This is a genomic window from Campylobacter sp. CS_NA3 (genome assembly GCF_027797495.1).
Lineage (GTDB): Bacteria > Campylobacterota > Campylobacteria > Campylobacterales > Campylobacteraceae > Campylobacter_B.
Genome location: NZ_CP115609.1, coordinates 744,592 through 761,684, shown reverse-complemented (window position 1 = coordinate 761,684; position 17,093 = coordinate 744,592). Strand labels below are relative to the sequence as shown.

Annotated in this window: 15 protein-coding genes, 2 tRNA genes and 1 other RNA gene; 4 read left to right on the top strand and 14 right to left on the bottom strand. The window is 35.7% G+C overall.

What is annotated here, in order from left to right:
- Nucleotides 1–6: 6 nt before the first annotated feature.
- From PF026_RS03800 to panB, 3 genes are read right to left on the bottom strand one after another with little or no spacing between them, the layout of a single operon-like run.
- Nucleotides 7–570: a hypothetical protein gene (locus tag PF026_RS03800; RefSeq protein WP_270863831.1), complete on the bottom strand. Its 564-nt coding sequence runs from the start codon at nt 568–570 to the stop codon at nt 7–9.
- Entirely contained in the window at nt 560–1,666 is a 1,107-nt protein-coding gene (locus PF026_RS03795) for an AAA family ATPase (RefSeq protein WP_270863830.1), read from the bottom strand. Before PF026_RS03795 ends, PF026_RS03800 begins: the two co-directional genes overlap by 11 nt.
- A gap of 59 nt (nt 1,667–1,725) precedes the next feature.
- Entirely contained in the window at nt 1,726–2,520 is a 795-nt protein-coding gene (panB, locus tag PF026_RS03790; RefSeq protein ID WP_270863829.1) for a 3-methyl-2-oxobutanoate hydroxymethyltransferase, read from the bottom strand.
- 105 nt (nt 2,521–2,625) lie between these two features.
- On the opposite strand from panB, the gene ssrA reads away from it, so the two are divergent.
- The 3 genes from ssrA (at nt 2,626) to PF026_RS03775 (ending at nt 3,253) form a co-directional block, all read left to right on the top strand.
- Nucleotides 2,626–2,985, top strand: a transfer-messenger RNA (tmRNA) gene (ssrA, locus tag PF026_RS03785).
- 95 nt (nt 2,986–3,080) lie between these two features.
- Nucleotides 3,081–3,155, top strand: a tRNA-Gln gene (locus PF026_RS03780).
- 23 nt (nt 3,156–3,178) lie between these two features.
- Nucleotides 3,179–3,253: transfer RNA gene (locus PF026_RS03775), tRNA-Met, on the top strand.
- A 148-nt stretch (nt 3,254–3,401) separates the two neighbouring features.
- On the opposite strand, the gene PF026_RS03770 is transcribed toward PF026_RS03775, so the two are convergent.
- The 11 genes from PF026_RS03770 to PF026_RS03720 all read right to left on the bottom strand — a co-directional run bounded on the left by PF026_RS03770 (nt 3,402) and on the right by PF026_RS03720 (nt 16,793).
- Nucleotides 3,402–4,382 carry a YceI family protein gene (locus PF026_RS03770; RefSeq protein WP_270863828.1) on the bottom strand — a complete coding sequence of 327 codons (981 nt, stop codon included), beginning with the start codon at nt 4,380–4,382 and terminating at the stop codon, nt 3,402–3,404.
- An 80-nt stretch (nt 4,383–4,462) separates the two neighbouring features.
- Nucleotides 4,463–5,176 (bottom strand): DUF4230 domain-containing protein, encoded by a 714-nt coding sequence (locus tag PF026_RS03765; RefSeq protein ID WP_270863827.1) that lies wholly within the window; start codon nt 5,174–5,176, stop codon nt 4,463–4,465.
- 103 nt (nt 5,177–5,279) lie between these two features.
- Nucleotides 5,280–6,491 carry a threonine ammonia-lyase gene (gene ilvA / locus PF026_RS03760; protein ID WP_270863826.1) on the bottom strand — a complete coding sequence of 404 codons (1,212 nt, stop codon included), beginning with the start codon at nt 6,489–6,491 and terminating at the stop codon, nt 5,280–5,282.
- The gene (locus tag PF026_RS03755; RefSeq protein WP_270870442.1) at nt 6,491–6,886 is read right to left on the bottom strand and encodes a CoA-binding protein; all 396 of its coding nucleotides are present in this window, start codon (nt 6,884–6,886) and stop codon (nt 6,491–6,493) included. Before PF026_RS03755 ends, ilvA begins: the two co-directional genes overlap by 1 nt.
- Nucleotides 6,883–7,989, bottom strand: coding sequence for a tRNA (uridine(54)-C5)-methyltransferase TrmA (gene trmA / locus PF026_RS03750; protein WP_270870443.1), 1,107 nt, complete (start codon nt 7,987–7,989; stop codon nt 6,883–6,885). The genes PF026_RS03755 and trmA overlap by 4 nt, the downstream gene beginning before the upstream one ends.
- Nucleotides 7,990–9,678, bottom strand: a complete 1,689-nt coding sequence (locus tag PF026_RS03745) for a Na+/H+ antiporter NhaC family protein (protein ID WP_270870444.1) — start codon at nt 9,676–9,678, stop codon at nt 7,990–7,992.
- A gap of 34 nt (nt 9,679–9,712) precedes the next feature.
- On the bottom strand, nt 9,713–10,969 hold the full coding sequence (locus PF026_RS03740; RefSeq protein ID WP_270870445.1) for an ankyrin repeat domain-containing protein: 1,257 nt from the start codon (nt 10,967–10,969) through the stop codon (nt 9,713–9,715).
- Between the two features lie 168 nt (nt 10,970–11,137).
- Entirely contained in the window at nt 11,138–13,690 is a 2,553-nt protein-coding gene (locus tag PF026_RS03735; protein WP_270863821.1) for a bifunctional aconitate hydratase 2/2-methylisocitrate dehydratase, read from the bottom strand.
- A 216-nt stretch (nt 13,691–13,906) separates the two neighbouring features.
- Nucleotides 13,907–14,209 (bottom strand): hypothetical protein, encoded by a 303-nt coding sequence (locus tag PF026_RS03730; RefSeq protein ID WP_270863820.1) that lies wholly within the window; start codon nt 14,207–14,209, stop codon nt 13,907–13,909.
- Nucleotides 14,210–14,402: 193 nt separating this feature from the next.
- On the bottom strand, nt 14,403–16,571 hold the full coding sequence (locus tag PF026_RS03725) for a heavy metal translocating P-type ATPase (RefSeq protein WP_270863819.1): 2,169 nt from the start codon (nt 16,569–16,571) through the stop codon (nt 14,403–14,405).
- Nucleotides 16,572–16,595: 24 nt separating this feature from the next.
- A complete protein-coding gene (locus PF026_RS03720) occupies nt 16,596–16,793 on the bottom strand; it encodes a heavy-metal-associated domain-containing protein (protein WP_270863818.1) in 198 nt (65 codons plus the stop codon).
- Between the two features lie 111 nt (nt 16,794–16,904).
- On the opposite strand from PF026_RS03720, the gene PF026_RS03715 reads away from it, so the two are divergent.
- Entirely contained in the window at nt 16,905–17,054 is a 150-nt protein-coding gene (locus tag PF026_RS03715; protein WP_270870446.1) for a hypothetical protein, read from the top strand.
- Nucleotides 17,055–17,093 lie beyond the last annotated feature (39 nt).

Genomic DNA, 17,093 nt, shown 5'->3' with positions numbered 1-17,093 from the left:
AAAGTATTATTTATCAAATATTATATCGCAAATTTTATTTTCTGACATTTTTTTAAGTTCGTCAATATTGTCTTTGAGATGACGATTATTCCAATATTTGAGATTATTAAAATTATCTGAATAATTTTCATTTAAATCTTGTGCCAAAATTTTGCCTATTTCTCCGAAACTATTTATATGATATTTTTCTAAAAAATATTTTTTCAAATCTTCCGATTCTTTGTTGCTAATCCCAAAAACAAAAACATATTCTTCGTATATTTTGTATCTGTTTAAAATATCATAAAAACATTGTCTTTTATTTATAATTTGATTTTCTGGTTTTTTATCTTTCGGTTTAGTATCAAAATCACACAATATCAAAATATAAGTTTGTTCTGCAATTTTTATATTATCTTTTTTAAATTTAGCTTCAAATTTATGTGGAGCACCCCCATAAACTCCTTTGATATTAAGAATATTTGTATTGTAATTTTGCAAACTCAAATATTCTTTAAAGCCAACAACAATATTTTTAATATTATTATCCTCGCAATAAACTACAATATTTGGTCTATATTTATTTGCCATCAGTAATATCCATATCATATTCTTCTGGCAAATCTGTATAGTCTCCAATTTCTTTAATTGTAATTGGAGATAAATGAGTGTTTCTGCTTAGCCAAAATATATCTTCTGTATAAAAACTATTCATAACTCTTTCATTGTGTGATGATATTATAAGTTGAGAATTTGAATTGCTAAAACTATTTCTAAATTTAAAAGTTATCTTAGATAATTCTTTTGTGCTAATATAATTATTTGGTTCGTCCCAACCTATTAATATATTAGAAAATTTACTATATTGTGCTATAGAATTTACCAATGCAATTAAAAAATAAATTTTTTCTCCAGACGATAATTTTGAAAATTTTAATTTTAGACTTTCTTTTTCATTTTCAAAGTGAATAGTTGCAATAGAATCATAACGACCTGCAAAAGAAATCTCCTTGAAATCTGGAATAAAATCTGTAAGATTTGTTTTTAAAATATTGTAAAATTCTGGGCTATCTCTATAAAGTTTTCTAATGTAACTTATTAAATTAGAACAATCTTTATAAAGTTGTGTTTCAAAATCATCGCCAAAGTCATTAAAATTTGCTGGTATTGGAGAAATAATTAGTAAATCTGAAAGCCAATTTTTAAATTGTCTTATATTTTTATCGGTCCTATTATTTGGTCTATCTGCAAGAATTATTGGTAATGCTACACGATGCCAATCTATATTAAATTTTGCATTATCCTTATTTACTTCGCCGTATTCTCTCTTTATGATTTCATCGTTTTCTATTTTTAAAATTTCTCGTTTTATTCTGCAACGAGAAATATTTTCTAATACAAGTAAATCTATCAAAATTTCATATTCAAATTCAGTGTCATCAATATCAGCGATTATTTTTAATTCTATCGGCTGATTTGTATTCTCGAAGGCAAAATCGTCAATACTTATCATATCATCAAGCTCTGTTTCGCCATTTCCAATATTATTAAAAATTTTCAATACATCAAAAATAGTGCTTTTGCCACCACCATTTTTTCCAACCAAAAGAGCAAAATTTTTATTAGTCATATTTAGTGTAAAATTTTGAAAACATCTGAAATTTTGAATATACAAACTTTTTAGCATTCTTTTATCCTTTAAATAATATTTTATATTTTAGCAAATTTTGTTGTATTTTGCTACTTTTACTTCAAATACTCAAATTCTTTGCTTGGGAAAATGCCTTTTTTGACATCATTAGCGTAGTTTTTTACAGCTTCTCGCACAAGTTCGGCGCCGTCAAGGTAGCGTTTTACAAATTTTGGCTTAAATTCGTCAAAAAATCCTAGCATATCACTCCACACTAGCACCTGTCCGTCGCACGACCCTGCGCCGATACCGATAACCGGGACATTTGCGACACTCATTACTTCGTTAGCCACGCTTGAAACTGTGCCTTCGAGCAGAAGCAAAACCGCTCCCGCATTTTGCACGGCTTTTGCGTCATCAAGAAGCAAATTTAGGGCATTTTTCTCGCGACCGCTTACCTTGTAACCACCCTGAAAGCGAGAAAGTTGCGGTCGCAGTCCTATGTGGCTCATGACGGCAATGCCGTTTTTGCTTAAAAGCTCGACGGTAGCCGCAAAGTCCTTTCCACCTTCGATTTTAAGTGCGTCGCAACCTGTTTGTTCATAAACTTTGGCGCAGTTTTTAAGAGCAAGTTCGGGCGTAGCGCACGAACAAAACGGCATATCCACAACCAAATACGGGTGAGTTAGACCGCGCCTAACAGCCCTTGCGTGATAAATCATCTCATCGACACTTATGCCGATGGTCTCATCGTGTCCGCCAAAGCTCATATTTAGGCTATCTCCTACTAGCACCATATCGACTTGGTCGTTAAAAAGTTTTGCAAAAAGTGCGTCATAGGCTGTTATCATAACGATTTTTTCGCCGTTTTCTTTCATTTTATAAAGGTCATTTATAGTGATTTTTGCCATTTTGAAACTCCAAAATTTGGTAAATTTGAGCGAAATTTTAGCAAATTCAAACTTAAATTTGACAACTAAAAAAAAATGAAGTAAAATTGCAAATTCTTTCTTATCGGGGGTGATTTGGCTTCGACAGGAACGGATTTATCACGGTGGCATGCCGCTTTGGATATAGCGTATAAAATCCAAATTAAAATTAAACGCAAATAACAAAAATTTTGCTCCTGCTTACGCAAAAATCGCGTAAGTTCAGTTGAGCCCTGCTGCGAGCTGATGCTATTTAGGCGAGTGTGCGGGTAACTTTAAATAGCTAGTTTCGTGTTTTGACGAGATACGGGGCGAAATTTAGTCTTTGCTTTGGCGAGTTGTTTTGGAAAGTGAGCAAGCTAGGGCGAGATTTTCACTTTTGCTAAGCATGTAGAGGCTTTGGTAGTTCGCTTTTGGACTGCGGTTCGATCCCGCACACCTCCACCATTTTTTTTGAATTTATCGTAAATTTTTGTGAATTTAACCCAAAAATAAGCATTTTTTAAACTTAAAAGTTATATAATCACATTTCTTTTATCGGCTGGGGTATCGCCAAGCGGTAAGGCAATTGGTTTTGGTCCAATCATTCGGAGGTTCGAATCCTCCTACCCCATCCACTCTTTTTTAAATCCTTTTTTGTCGCAGAGTAGAGCAGTGGTAGCTCGTCGGGCTCATAACCCGAAGGTCGGCGGTTCAAATCCGTCCTCTGCAACCATTTTTTACAAATCAAATTTTTAATATATTTCGAAATAAAATTTATCAAATTCTGTGGTATTTAGCTTTTTTGTTTATTAAATTTTCATAAAAAAAGGCGAATTTGCAAAATGCAGAAATTTGCAAATTCGCCAAAATGTAGTTTAAAATTATTTTACAGGCACTTCAAAGCCGATTTGTATATCTGACCAGCTTTTTTTGCCATGCAAACCTTGTATAACCGGTTCAGCAGCAAATTTTTCAAAAGCTTCTGCCGTGTTAAACAAATTTCCTTCGACCAAATCGATTTCGCCTGTGGCTGTTAGTTTGCCGTCTTTTACTTCATATTTAAGTGGAACTTCTTTTTCAATACCGTTGAAATTTAGACTTAAAGTTAAATCTCCGCTTGTGTCATCGCCTTTAACGCCTGTTATTTTTCCACTTACTTCTTGCGAAGCAAGGTGAGCAAAAAATTTATTTTTAACATTGTTATCGCGAATGGCATTTTTATTTGTATCGATAGAACTTAAATCAATTTTTGCTGTCGAATTTGTTAAAATTTCAGCAACGCTTCCGCTTTGGTTAGCAAAATTAAATTCCGCGGTTTTAAATGTAGCAGGAGTGCCTGTTTCCGGAACTTTCATTTTATTTGGCATTTTATAGCTTAAAAAGTTTATTCTAGCGCCACTTGGATCGATTTCAATACCTTTTACATCAGCTTTTGGCTCTTCTTTTGCTGCTTCATCAGTTTGTGTTGCAGGTTGTTCTGCTGCAACATTGGCGTTTTGATTGGCTTGATTTTGAGCGTTTGCTTGTTCTGCATTTGCAGGAGCTGCTTGACTTTCTGTGTTTTGCGTAGGTTGTTCATTTTGATTTTGAACCGGCTTGTCTGCTTGATTTTCAGGTGCTTGATTTTGCGTAGCAGGTGCAGACTCTTGTGTTGGTTCAGGTTTTTGCTCTACCGGCGCACTAGGTTGAACGGGTTCTTGCTTATTTAGCGTAACCATAGGTTTTTCATCTATCGGATTGCTCTTGCTTACGCTTTGACTAGATGAATTAGCTGTTGATTTGTTGTCATTGGATTTGGTAAAATAATAACCGCCACCGGCTATCAAAGCCAAAACGCAAAGTGCCAAAATAATATTTCTCATTTTTCCTTCCTTTGTAAAAAAATAAATTTAATTATCAGTAAAATTTGCTTAATAACTGATTAAAATTTTCAAAATTTATCTTATTCGATTTGCTTTTGTGTCGTATTTACAATGGCGATTTCGCCATTTTGCACATCAATTCTATCGATAGTTTTATCTTGGAATTTAAAAACCAACTCTTTTGCACCAAAGCTTCTTGCTATGGCTTCAAGTGTATCTGTGGCAGATTTATGAATTTTTCCGCCAAGATCGTTTATGATTTTAAGTGATAAATTTTTTGCTTCATCTTGCGCTTTTTTGATGAGCGAGTTTTTTTCTTCTGCGCTAAATTTGCCGGTTAATTTAGAACTAATGAATTCAGGCAAGAAAAATGGCATAAATTTTGCTTCTTGCTCGTCGTAAAATTTGATATTTTCCATATAAACTTTATATTTGCAAGGTGGCATTAAAATGTCGTATTTATCGTCTCCCAAAGGCGAAATTTTAAACTCGGGACTTAGCAAATCATATATAAAATCTATTTCAAATTCAAAAATTACGGCGATTTTTTTCTCTGTCATAGGAAAATTCAGAATTTTTCCTAAAAAATCATCATCAAATGCCTTTGAAGTGCTTGTTACTATCTCTTTTGAATAAATTCTAAAAACGCTAAGTTCGCCTATATTTTTAAGCTCTAAAAGACTATTTGTAACTTCGTTTTTTTGTGGTTTTTCGCTTTTTTTGTCTTTGAAAAAAGCGAAATAAACAATACCTGCGATCAAAATAACATTAGCAATAAGTAAGAAAAAATCCATTTTTCAACCTTTAAATTTTGCGTTATTATACCACGAATTTTGCGACAAATTTTAAATAAAAACAGCGTTAGAATTTGCAAATTTTCACAAATTCTAACTAAATTTACAAAATCTCTTTAAAATCATATCCTGCATTTTTAAGCGCATAAGCAATGTCTTCTTGGTGATCTTTGCCTTTGGTTTCTAGCGTGATAGTAATCGCAGCGTCGCCGTAATCAAGCTTAGTTGAAAATCTATCATAATCTATTTTAACGATATTTGCATTTGCTTTTCGCAAGATTTCGGTTAAATTCATCAAGGCTCCCGGTTTATCTACAAGCGTTACGATGATTGTCATTTTGCGATGCGATTTGATTAGACCTTTTTCGATGATGATATTTAGCATTTGCACATCGATATTTCCGCCGCTTAGCACTATGCCGATTTTTGCGTTTTTTGGGTAGTTAAATTTAGCGTTCATCAAGGCAGCCACTCCCACAGCACCTGCGCCTTCGACGATGATTTTTTGCTCTTCAAGCAGATATAAAATCGCACTAGCTATCTCTTCATCATCGACTTGCACAAATTCATCAACGCACTCTAATATCGTTTTTAGCGTGATTTTGCTTGTGTCTCGCACGGAAATTCCATCGGCTATCGTGCGAACGCTTTTTGAGTTTATTGCTTCTTTTTTCTTAAAGCTTTCATACATTGCAGGGGCGCCTTTTGCGCTAACGGCTATGATTTTTATATCAGGATTTATCTGTTTAGCACAACTTGCGACGCCACTTACTAATCCACCACCGCCCACAGGCACAACCAAATACTCCAAATCAGCGACATCTTCAAGCATTTCAAGTGCGATTGTGCCTTGACCTGCTTGGACAAATTCGTCATCAAATGGATGAACGAAAGTTAGCCCTTGCTCTTTTGCGTATTCTAGCGCATAAGCGTAAGCTTCGTCGAAATTATCGCCTTTTAAGATGACTTCGCCGCCAAGAGCCTTTGTGCCACTTACTTTTAAAAGCGGAGTGGCTTCGGGCATTATGATGACGGCTCTGACGCCAAAATGTTTTGCCGAAATAGCAACGCCTTGTGCGTGGTTGCCGGCACTAGCAGCGATTACGCCCTTAGCTTTTTCTTCTTCGCTAAGATGAGCGATTTTATTAAAAGCACCGCGAATTTTGTAAGCTCCCGTTTTTTGCAAATTTTCATTTTTTAGATAAATTTCTGCTTCGTAAGCTTTACTCATTTTTGGCGATAACGCAAAAGGCGTTTTATTTACAAAGCCCGAAATAGTGCGTTTTGCCTGAACTATTTTGTTTAAATCAACCATTATTTCCAACCTTTCAAATTTTTATATTCTACCATTATGCACTTGTTTTGAACGAAATTTATGCCGTTTTGCATTGCGATTTGACGGGCATTTTCGTTTGTAATGCCAAGCTGTAACCAAAGCGTTTTTGCACCTTGCGCGATGACATCGCTTATCAATTCGTTTGCAAATTCGCCTTTTCTAAACATAACGACAATGTCAATTTTATCACTAATTTCTTTTAAATTTCTATAAACCTTGTGACCTAAAATTTCATCAAATTTAGGATAAATCGGAAAAATATTTAAATTTTGCGAAATTAAATATTTTGCCACGCGATTGCTGTCTTTTTCTTCATCAGGGCTAAGCCCTGCGATAGCGATATTTTTGGCATTTTTTAAAATTTCTTCTATCATTTTTTTATCCTTTCTAGTAAAACTCCGCACTCGATATGCTCGGTGTGTGCAAACTGATCAAAAATCGCAAATTTAGCGATTTTATGCGTATCGCAAAGTGATTGCAAATTTTGATAAAGCGTTTGTGGATTACACGAAATGTAAATGATATTTTCGTAATTTTTAATAAATTTAAGCACGCTTTCATCAAGCCCGGCGCGTGGCGGATCGACTAAAATATGCGAAAAATCAAATTCGTTTAAATTTATATTTTGCTCTTTTAAACGGCGAAATTCTCTCTCGTTTTTAAATGCGCTCATTAAATCTTCGCTTGAAATTCGCACGAATTTAATATTTTTTACGCCGTTTATTTCGCAGTTTTTTAGGGCGTTTTTGATTGAATTTTTACTGATTTCGGTCGCTAGAACGCTTTTAAAATTCTCACTTAACGGGATTGTAAAATTTCCATGTCCGCAATACATTTCCAAAAAATCTCGCCCATCTCTCACACAACTTTTTGCCCAAGAAATCATTTTTTCATTTACGCTTCTATTTGGTTGCGAAAATGCCGTAGCTTCGTATGTGTAGCGATAAATTTTACCTTCTATTTCAAATTCGTCGCATAAATTTTCGCCGCCAAAAACTAGCTTTTTACCGCGACTTCTTGCGATTAGTTTGATTTTTAGCAAATTTGCTAAATTTTCTAAATCATTTTTGATTTCAAAAATATCTTTATGATAAAGCAAAATCGCCATTAAATCAAGCTTTGAAGCAACAAATTCTATGCCAAAAATTTTGTTTTTTAGATTACGACTTTCTTTTATCTTTGGCAAAATTTCGTTCATCAAATTTGCGATTTTTGGCTCGATAATATGGCAGTTTTTAATGATAACTTTTTCTTTATCTAGCGAATTCATAGCAAAATTTAGCTCGTCGCCGTCATGGTATAGTCCAAACTCAGCTCTGCTTCGATAATTTTGCTCAGGCGAAGAAAAAAATTCAAACTCACCTTTATAAAATTCACTAAAAAGTGAGCAAATTTGTTCTTTTTTATGCAAAATTTGCTCACTATAAGGCAAATTTAGTGTGCAACTACCGCAAATTTCAAAATGTTCGCAGTTCAACTAATCTACCTTTTTGCCGACTATTTTTAAAAGTAGGACAACGCCAATCATACCTAAAAGTAGCGATAGCCAAACGCTAAGCCCAAATGCAACAGGTAAGTAGCCAAGTAAAATGGTAATAGCTCCAACGCTTAGCGCATAGACAAATTGTGTGCTAACATGCTCGATATGATCGCAACCTGCGCCCATTGATGATAAAATCGTAGTGTCTGAAATAGGGGAGCAGTGATCGCCAAAAATGGCTCCTGTTAGCACACCGCTGATATTTACGCACATGTAGGCGTGAAGTTCGTTTCCATCAAGTCCATAGTGAGTGCCGACTGCATGAGCTAATGGAATTGCCAAAGGCATTAAAATTCCCATTGTTCCGAAGCTCGTTCCGGTTGAAAATGAGATAAATGAACCCAAAATAAATATCAAAATTGGTAGTAAAACTTTTGGCGTCGTATCTGAAAGTGCTTCGACAAGGTATTTTGCTGTGCCAAGATCTTTGATAACAGAGCTTAACGACCAAGCTAGCAGCAAAATCACAACCGTAATAATCATAGTTTTCCAGCCGCCAACCCAAATTTCAATGCCTTCTTTTACGCCGTAAATTTTTTGCGAAATTCCCATTATAACGGCGACAAGCGAAGAAAATAGGGCAGCTTCAAATAACACCACAGAAGCATCAGCTCCGCCAAATGTTTCACGCAAAGCCATAAACGAAAGCGGTGCAGCTTTTACTGCTTCTAGCGTTTCGCCTTCGAGCGTTGCTAGACCGTTAAAATAAAATCCTACAAATGAAGCCACAATCATCACTAAAATCGGCACCAAAGCGTTTCTTTTGCGTAAAACAATGCCTTCTTTTGGCGTGAAAGTTTGTGAGTCTAAATTTGAGATTGTAAAGTGTTGTTTGTGTAGTTCGCCGGATCTTGCTGCCATTTCAGCCTTATACATAGGTCCAAATTCTCTGCTCATCAAGGCAGTGCAAAGCACGAAAAATAGCATAAAAATATTATAAAATCTATAAGGAATCGTTTCGATAAAGACGGCAAATGCGTTAATGTCGGTTATGCCGATGATTTCGTAAGATGATTTTATAAGTGAAATTTCTAGTCCGATCCAAGTCGAAATAATCGCTAAGCCTGTAATCGGCGCAGCTGTCGCATCGATAATAAAAGCAAGTTTTGCGCGCGAAACTTTGAATTTATCGATAACCGGTTTCATAATAGGACCAACGATAAGTGCATTTGCATAATCATCAAAGAAAATTACAATTCCCATAAACCAAGTCGAAATTTGCGATAAAAGCGGAGTTTTGGCTCTTTGGCTAAGCCAAATGGCTAATGCTTTTGTTCCGCCCATTTTGGTGATAAGTCCGATTAAACCGCCGATACAAAGCACTTGAAGCAAAATTCCGGCGTTCCATGAATCAGCCATCGAGCTAATAACCCTAGCACAAAGGTCGGTAAAAGCCTTGATAAATGAGCTAAAAATTCCGTTTTCGCTAACGCTTATCATAAAAGTTCCGCTTAAAACGCCCAAAAGTAGCGAAAAAATAACATCTTTTGTGATAAAAGCCAAAACTATCGCCACAAGTGGCGGAATAAGCGTTAAAATGCCGAAAAATTCAGAATTTTTCGCAGCTAAATCTTCGTCGCAAAATGCCAAAATAGGCAAAAATAAAAATAAAAAAATCCTTTTCATATCTGCTCTTTCTTAAAATTTATGATTTTATTTTTTAAAAATTTGAAGCTTGTTTAGTTTGATTTGTCTCACTCTCATAAAATTCCTCTTTTTGTATATTTTCTTTTAATCCTAGATTTTTTAGATATTGTATTGTTTCGTTATTTTCGCTCAAAATAGCGTAATCAAGCGCATTTAAGCCAAAATCATCTAGCACAAATTCGTTTGCTCCGTTTTTAACTAGCATTTCGGTTATATTTTTATCGCCAAATTCGGCCGCATGCATTAAAAGCGTTTTTGAGGGCTCATTAAAAGCACAAAGATTTTGATATGGTTCGTAATTACTTGAAATAAACGCCATTTTTTCTGTATTTGAAATAAGTTTTACATTTAATTTCGCGCCGTTATAGATAAAAAATTTAAGAAGTTCGGGATCATTTTTTTCTACAACATAAAAAATCGGCCTTAAACCAAAACTATTTTTGTAGTTCATATCGGCACCATTTGCGATAAGAAATTTGATATTTTCAGGCGAATTTAGTGCAAAAAAGATTGAATTTTCATCACCGTAATTTACATTGGCACCACGGTCGATCAAAGCCTTCAAAATTTGAGTATTTTTGCCGTGCAAAAGTGCCGTATGTAACGCTGTCGTTAGCCCAAATTCACTACATTCGCAAGAAAAAATAAAATCTTTTATCTCATCGGCTTTGATATTTTTTTGGAGCAAAAGCTCTTCGATTTCACTAAATTGCAAATTTTCTTTGTGATTTTCAAATGCAAATTTCAGATATTCATTTAAGGCAGTTGTCGCGATAACTTTTGCATAGTTTTCATCAAAATCTTTTTTGAAAAATTCGGTTAAATTTACATTTGCGTTATCAAATTCGTTTTTAAATTTATCAAAAAGCATAAAATTTTTTATACTTTTATGCGACCAAACTTCATAGCGTTGTAAATTTGGTTTTTCTTGCGTTTTATCAAGCCCATTTTCATAAATTTTTGGTGCGATTGCTATAAAAGCTAATTTTTCTTGGAATTTTTTTTCATTTACGATTGCTGTGTTTCCTACGCAATCGATATTTTCGTTACGGATTTCTTTGCTTAGCCTATAAAGTTGTTTTAAAAATTTCAAATTTAAAAGCGAATTTTCACACTCAAAATTTGAGTTTAGATACGCAAAATCATCTTTTGGATTTGCAACCATATTTACAAAATATGAATTTGGATCTTTTTGTATATCGTCGCATGTCGAGGCAAATAGAGAATTTGCTAAGATAAGTAAAAAAACCGAGAAGATAATTTTTTTCATATCAAACCTAAATTTTGAAACTAAAAACTATATTTTATCAAAAAAAAATATTTTTAAGCTTATAACATTTTTTTAAATTTAAAAAAGCCGAAATTATGGAAATTTCGGCTTTTATTTTTTTAAAAATTCGGCGAATTTAAAATATCAAATTTGCCGAATTTTGTAAATTTATAACGAAAAATTCTCAATTTCGTTGAAATTTAAATATCTATAAATTTGTGCTTCTTTGCCGTTAAGCTTTTTAGGCACGATTTCTAGGTATTCAGCCACGCTTGGAAGTCTGCCTAGCATAGCACAAACCGCTGCTAATTCGGCTGAGCCTAGATAAACTTTTGCGCCCATACCCATACGATTATCAAAGTTTCTTGTCGAAGTAGAAAATACTATCGCTTCATCACGCACTCTGGCTTGGTTACCCATACAAAGCGAACAACCAGGAACTTCCATTCTAGCTCCTGCTGCACCAAATAGCGCGTAATATCCTTCGCTTCTAAGCTGTTTTTCGTCCATTTTTGTCGGTGGTGCTATCCAGAGCCTAACAGGCACTTGACCTTCGCCTTTTAGCACTTCGCCAAGCGCTCTGTAATGTCCGATATTTGTCATACAGCTTCCCACAAAAACTTCATCGATATTTTTCGCGCGTTTTGGATCGCTTAAAATTTCGCTTAGTGTCGCTACATCGTCAGGGTCATTTGGACACGCTAAAATCGGCTCTTTTATATCGTTTAGATTGATTTCAATCACTTCTGCGTATTTTGCGTTAGAATCTGCTTTTAGAAGTTCAGGGTTTTCTAGCCATTTTTTCATTTTTTCTTTTCTGCGTTCAAGCGTTACAGCATTTTCATATCCGTCTTTTATCATCGCATCAATTAGCTCGATGTTTGATTTGATGTATTCAATCACCGGTTCTTTATTTAACGCAATGGCACACGCTGCTGCGCTTCGCTCAGCCGAAGCGTCGCTTAACTCAAATGCTTGTTCTACTTTTAAATTTTCCAAGCCTTCGATTTCAAGCACTTTTCCTGCAAAAATATTTTTCTTACCCTTTTTCTCGACGGTCAATAAACCTTTTTTAATCGCATAGTAAGGGATTGCATTGACTAAATCTCTAAGAGTAATGCCAGGTTGCAACTCTCCCTTGAATCTAACAAGCACGGATTCTGGCATATTTAAAGGCATGCTTCCCGTAACCGCCGCAAACGCTACTAGACCGCTACCTGCCGGAAAGCTAATGCCGATAGGAAATCTCGTATGGCTATCGCCGCCCGTGCCGACCGTATCAGGCAAAACTAATCTATTTAGCCATGAGTGAATTACGCCGTCCCCTGGACGAAGTGCCACGCCACCACGACTACTCATAAAATTTGGTAAGGTTTTATGCATAATCGCATCGCTTGGTTTTGGGTAGGCTGCTGTGTGGCAGAAGCTTTGCATAACCATATCTGCGCCAAATCCAAGACTTGCTAGTTCTTTGATCTCATCTCTTGTCATAGGGCCTGTTGTATCTTGTGAGCCAACTGTGAGTGTGAGTGGCTCTACATACATACCTGCTCTTACGCCCTCTACGCCACACGCTCTACCTACCATTTTTTGGGCTAGTGTGTAGCCGACACTTTCGTCGCTTTTTGGTTGTTCCGGTTTTATGAAAATATTTTCGCTCTCTAAATTTAAACTAGCTCTTGCTTTCGCGCAAAGCCCCCTAGCGATGATAAGCGGAATTCGTCCGCCTGCTCGAATTTCATCTTCGATTGTATTTGGTAGAAGTTTAAATTCGCTTACGCACTCGCCGTTTTTAAGAATTTTGCCTTGTAATGGATAAATTTCGATCTCATCGCCAGTTTCGAGTTTATCGACATTTGCGACAATCGGCAACGCACCGCTATCTTCTGCTGTGTTAAAGAAAATCGGAGCGATAGTCGAGCCGATGATTACGCCACCTGTTTTTTTGTTTGGAACGCCTTTTATGTCTTCGCCGATATGCCATTGAACCGAATTCACGCCACTTTTACGGCTACTTCCCGTTCCTACGACATCGCCCACATAGACAACTTGGCGACCGCTTTTTTTAAGCTGGGCGATTGTTTCTAGGCTTCCTGGTTGGCGTTTTACTAGCATTGCATTTGCGTGAAGTGGAATATCTGAGCGAGAAAAAGCTTCACTAGCAGGGCTTAAATCGTCCGTGTTTGTTTCGCCCGGAACTTTAAAAACTATACCTTTTATTAACTCAGGGATTTTAGCTCGATTTAAAAACCACTCGGCATTTGCCCATGATTTTAGCACTTGCATTGCAAATTCGTTAGTTTTAGCAAGTTTTTCAACTTCGTTGAAATAATCATGCACGAAAATTGTATTACTAAGAGCCTTTGCAGCGGCACTTGCTACTTCTTTATCGCTATTTTGCAAACAGGCAACTAGCACGATGACATTGTAACCGCCAAGCATAGTTCCTAGCATTTCGACAGCTCTTTTTTTGCTGATAACGGCGATTTCTAAGCCGTGATTTAGGATTTCGTTTAAAAACTCAGCCTTGACTTTCGCAGCATCATCTACGCCCGGACTTACGCGATTTTCAAGCAAATCAGCGTAAAATTCGCTTCCTTTGTCGCCGTTTTTTAGTAAGCCACAAATTTCTTTTGTCTGTTCTGCGTTTAACGGCAACGGCGGTATGCCTAACTCCAAGCGTTCAGCAACATGTTTTTCATAATCTTGTAAAAAAGCCATATTTTGTCCTTATCATAAAATTTTGGCATATATTTTACAAAAAGTAAGCAAAATTTTTATTTATAAAAATGGTTAAATAAGTTTTTTAAGTTAAAATTTAGCAAATTTCAGTTCAAATTTGCTAAATTTAGTAAAATTTTGCGTAAAATTTTATGTATTTTTATCATTGCGAGAATTTATAAAGGAAATTATCGCAATGACATTTTGCGATTGAGATTAAGATTGGGAAAAAGACGATGATTTTAAAATCACTTTTCCATTGAGATAGTTGAGTTGAATATCTATCTCTAAAATACCTTTTTTGAAAAACATTGATCTGAAATTATTTTGCAATTCTTTAAACTGGGTTGTTTTATTGCAATAAAACAGAGCGACTTCTTGATTTTGCACAAAAATAGAAACAATAAAATTTTCAGAATCTTCATCGTCTTTTGTCGTATTTAAAAAAATTTGACTTTCATCAAAAGCTTTAATTTTCGGACAACCATCGCCTGGATATTCATTGATTAAAATTCTCATATTATTTACTTTTTTGATAAAATTTTGTTATTTTGTCAAAATTTATGGTCAAGCAAAGCAAATTTGGTTAGTTTTTAAAACTTTATAAAAAATTTTCTTCACCTGCTTTTGTAATTATACATAAATTTAAATAAAGGTAGAATTTTTTTTTAAGCTAATAATTTTAACAATACGATAAAAAAATATGATAAATTTAAATTCTCGCAAATTTCAGTCTAATCGAATTTAGCACCACGGTTACTGAGCTAAAACACATTGCAGCTGCACCAAACATCGGTTTTAGTAATATTCCCCACAAAGGATATAAAATTCCTGCCGCCACAGGTATGCAGATGAGATTGTAAAAAAACGCCCAAAAAAGGTTTTGTTTTATCGTCGTCATGGTTTTTTGCGATAAATTTATCAGATATTTCAAATTTCGCAAGTCGTTTTTGATAAAGATTATATCTCCGGCACCCTTGGCGATGTCGCTACCTGAGTTCATCGCGACACCTATATCGGCGGTTTTGAGTGACGGAGCGTCGTTTATACCGTCCCCTATGAAAAGGACTTTTTCGCTGTTTTTTAAATTTGCTATAAATTCGTATTTTTGGCTTGGCAAAACTTCGCTGATAATCTCATCTATGCCTAAACTTTTGCCGATGAAATTCGCTGTTTTGGCGTTGTCGCCTGTTAGCATTATGGTTTTTATGCCTTGATTTTTAAGTGCCCTTATACACTCACTCGCTTCATCTCGCAAAATGTCGCTAAGTGCCACAAAACCCACGAATTCGGCATTTATAGCCACAAAAATCACGCCAAAGCCGTTAGATAAAAATTCATATGCATTTTTTGGCGTTTCAAATTCCACGCCGTTTTCATTTAAAAGCTCTTTATTTCCCGCTAGTAGCGTAAATTCGCCGTTTTGTGCCTTTATACCACGACCCAGCAAACTCTCAAATTCCCCGTCAAATTTAGCAAATTTAAGCCCTTTTTCTTTTGCAAATTTCACAATCGATTTTGAAATTGGGTGTTCGCTAAGCATTTGCGCGCTTGCGATTAGCCCTAGATTTTCATCGCTTAAATTTGTAAAATTTACCGAAATTTCGCCCCTGCTGAGTGTGCCTGTTTTGTCAAAAACGGCGATTTTCGTATCTTTTAGGATTTCTAAAACTTCCGGGTTTTTCACCAAAACGCCGTTTTTAGCGGCATTTGAAATAGCGCAAACTATCGCAATGGGCGTAGCCAAACCCAAAGCGCAAGGGCATGAAATAATCAAAACACAAATCGCGCAAAGCAGGCCGATATGGGCTTTTCCTGCGATTAGCCAAATCACAAACACGCAAACGGCGATAAAAATCACGCTTGGCACAAAGATATTTGCGATTTTATCGGCAAAGCGAGAAATCGGCATTTTTTTGCTTCCTGCTTCGCTAAGTAAATTTTTGATTTCAGCTAAAACGCTTTGGTGCGAAAATTTGGTGATTTCGACCTGCAAAATTCCTGCGACACTCACGCACCCAGCATTTACCGTATCTCCCGTCTTTTTAAAAACGGCTAAACTCTCGCCGGTTATCAGGCTCGTATCGATTTCAGCTTCACCACTTATGACCACGCCATCGCCCGGGATTTGCGCGCCGTTTTTGACTAAAACTTTATCGCCCGGTTTTAGTTCGTTAGCCAAAATTTCGCGCATCGTGCCGTCAGGGTTGATCAAAATCGCCTTTTTTGGGCTTAAATCGATAAGTTTTTTAATATAGTCGTTCGCTTTGAGTTTGCTTCGTTCTTCAAGGTATTTTCCTAGCAATATGAAAGCGATTATCATCGATGAAGAGCTAAAATACAAATTCGCCCACTCGTTTCCGCCCTTAAAATGGACAAAAATCGCACTTCCTAGCGAATACAAATACGCCGCAGACGAGCCAAGCGAGACCAGCACATTCATATCGTAGTTTTTGTTTTTTAGCGACCCATAGGCATGGTAAAAGAAGTTTTTGCCACAAAAGCCTAGCACAACTGCACCCAAAATCGCACAGAGCAGGGCTTTTACGGCGAAGCTGAAATTTGATTTCATCTCAATTAGCATTATAAAACACGCTAAAATCACGGCTAAAACGAATTTAAAAAGCATATTTTTTAAATTTCGCGCCTTTTTGGCTTCCAGCTCTTCGTAGTTTGTGGCGATTTCATAGCCTAGTTTTGTGATTTTTGCTTTTACGGCGTCTAGGACGGCTTCATTTGCGACTTCAAATTCGCCGACCCCAGCTGTGAAGCTTACATTTACGCTTTCTACGCCCTCAATCTTGCGCGTAACTCGCTCGATTGCGTTCGAGCAATTCACGCAGGTCATACCGACTATGTTTAAATTTGCTTTTTTTGACATTTAAATTTGAAAAATTTGCTAAATTTAGTCGATTTTTGCGACCACTTCAAAGCCTAGATCGCTTAAATCGTTTTTAAAAGATTCTGCGTTTTCTTCGTTTAAATTTACTTCGACGGTTTTATCTGCTACGCTAACGACGATTCCGCCGTAGTCTTCTTCTAAGCCGTTTTTTATACTTCTAGCGCAATTTTCGCAGTTTATGTTATTTACTTTGAATTTCATTTTTTTGTCCTTTAAAAAATTTTTTGAAATTGTATATCAAAAAGTTAAATATTTTTGAAATGCGTAAATTTATGCTAAAATTCAAACTTTATTTTGTTTAAAGGAAATTTTATGGTTGAAAAGATTTTTGATAATTCAAGCGTGCGTGCAAATTCAAAAGAAATTCAGATTTTAAAAGCCCATTTTGCCGAGTGTTTTGATAAAGACGGCAAATTTATGATTGACAAATTTGAAAAAATCGTTGGGGGGGGGGATTTCTAAATACAGAAAATAACCAAAATTTAGAATTTTCAAAAGAGA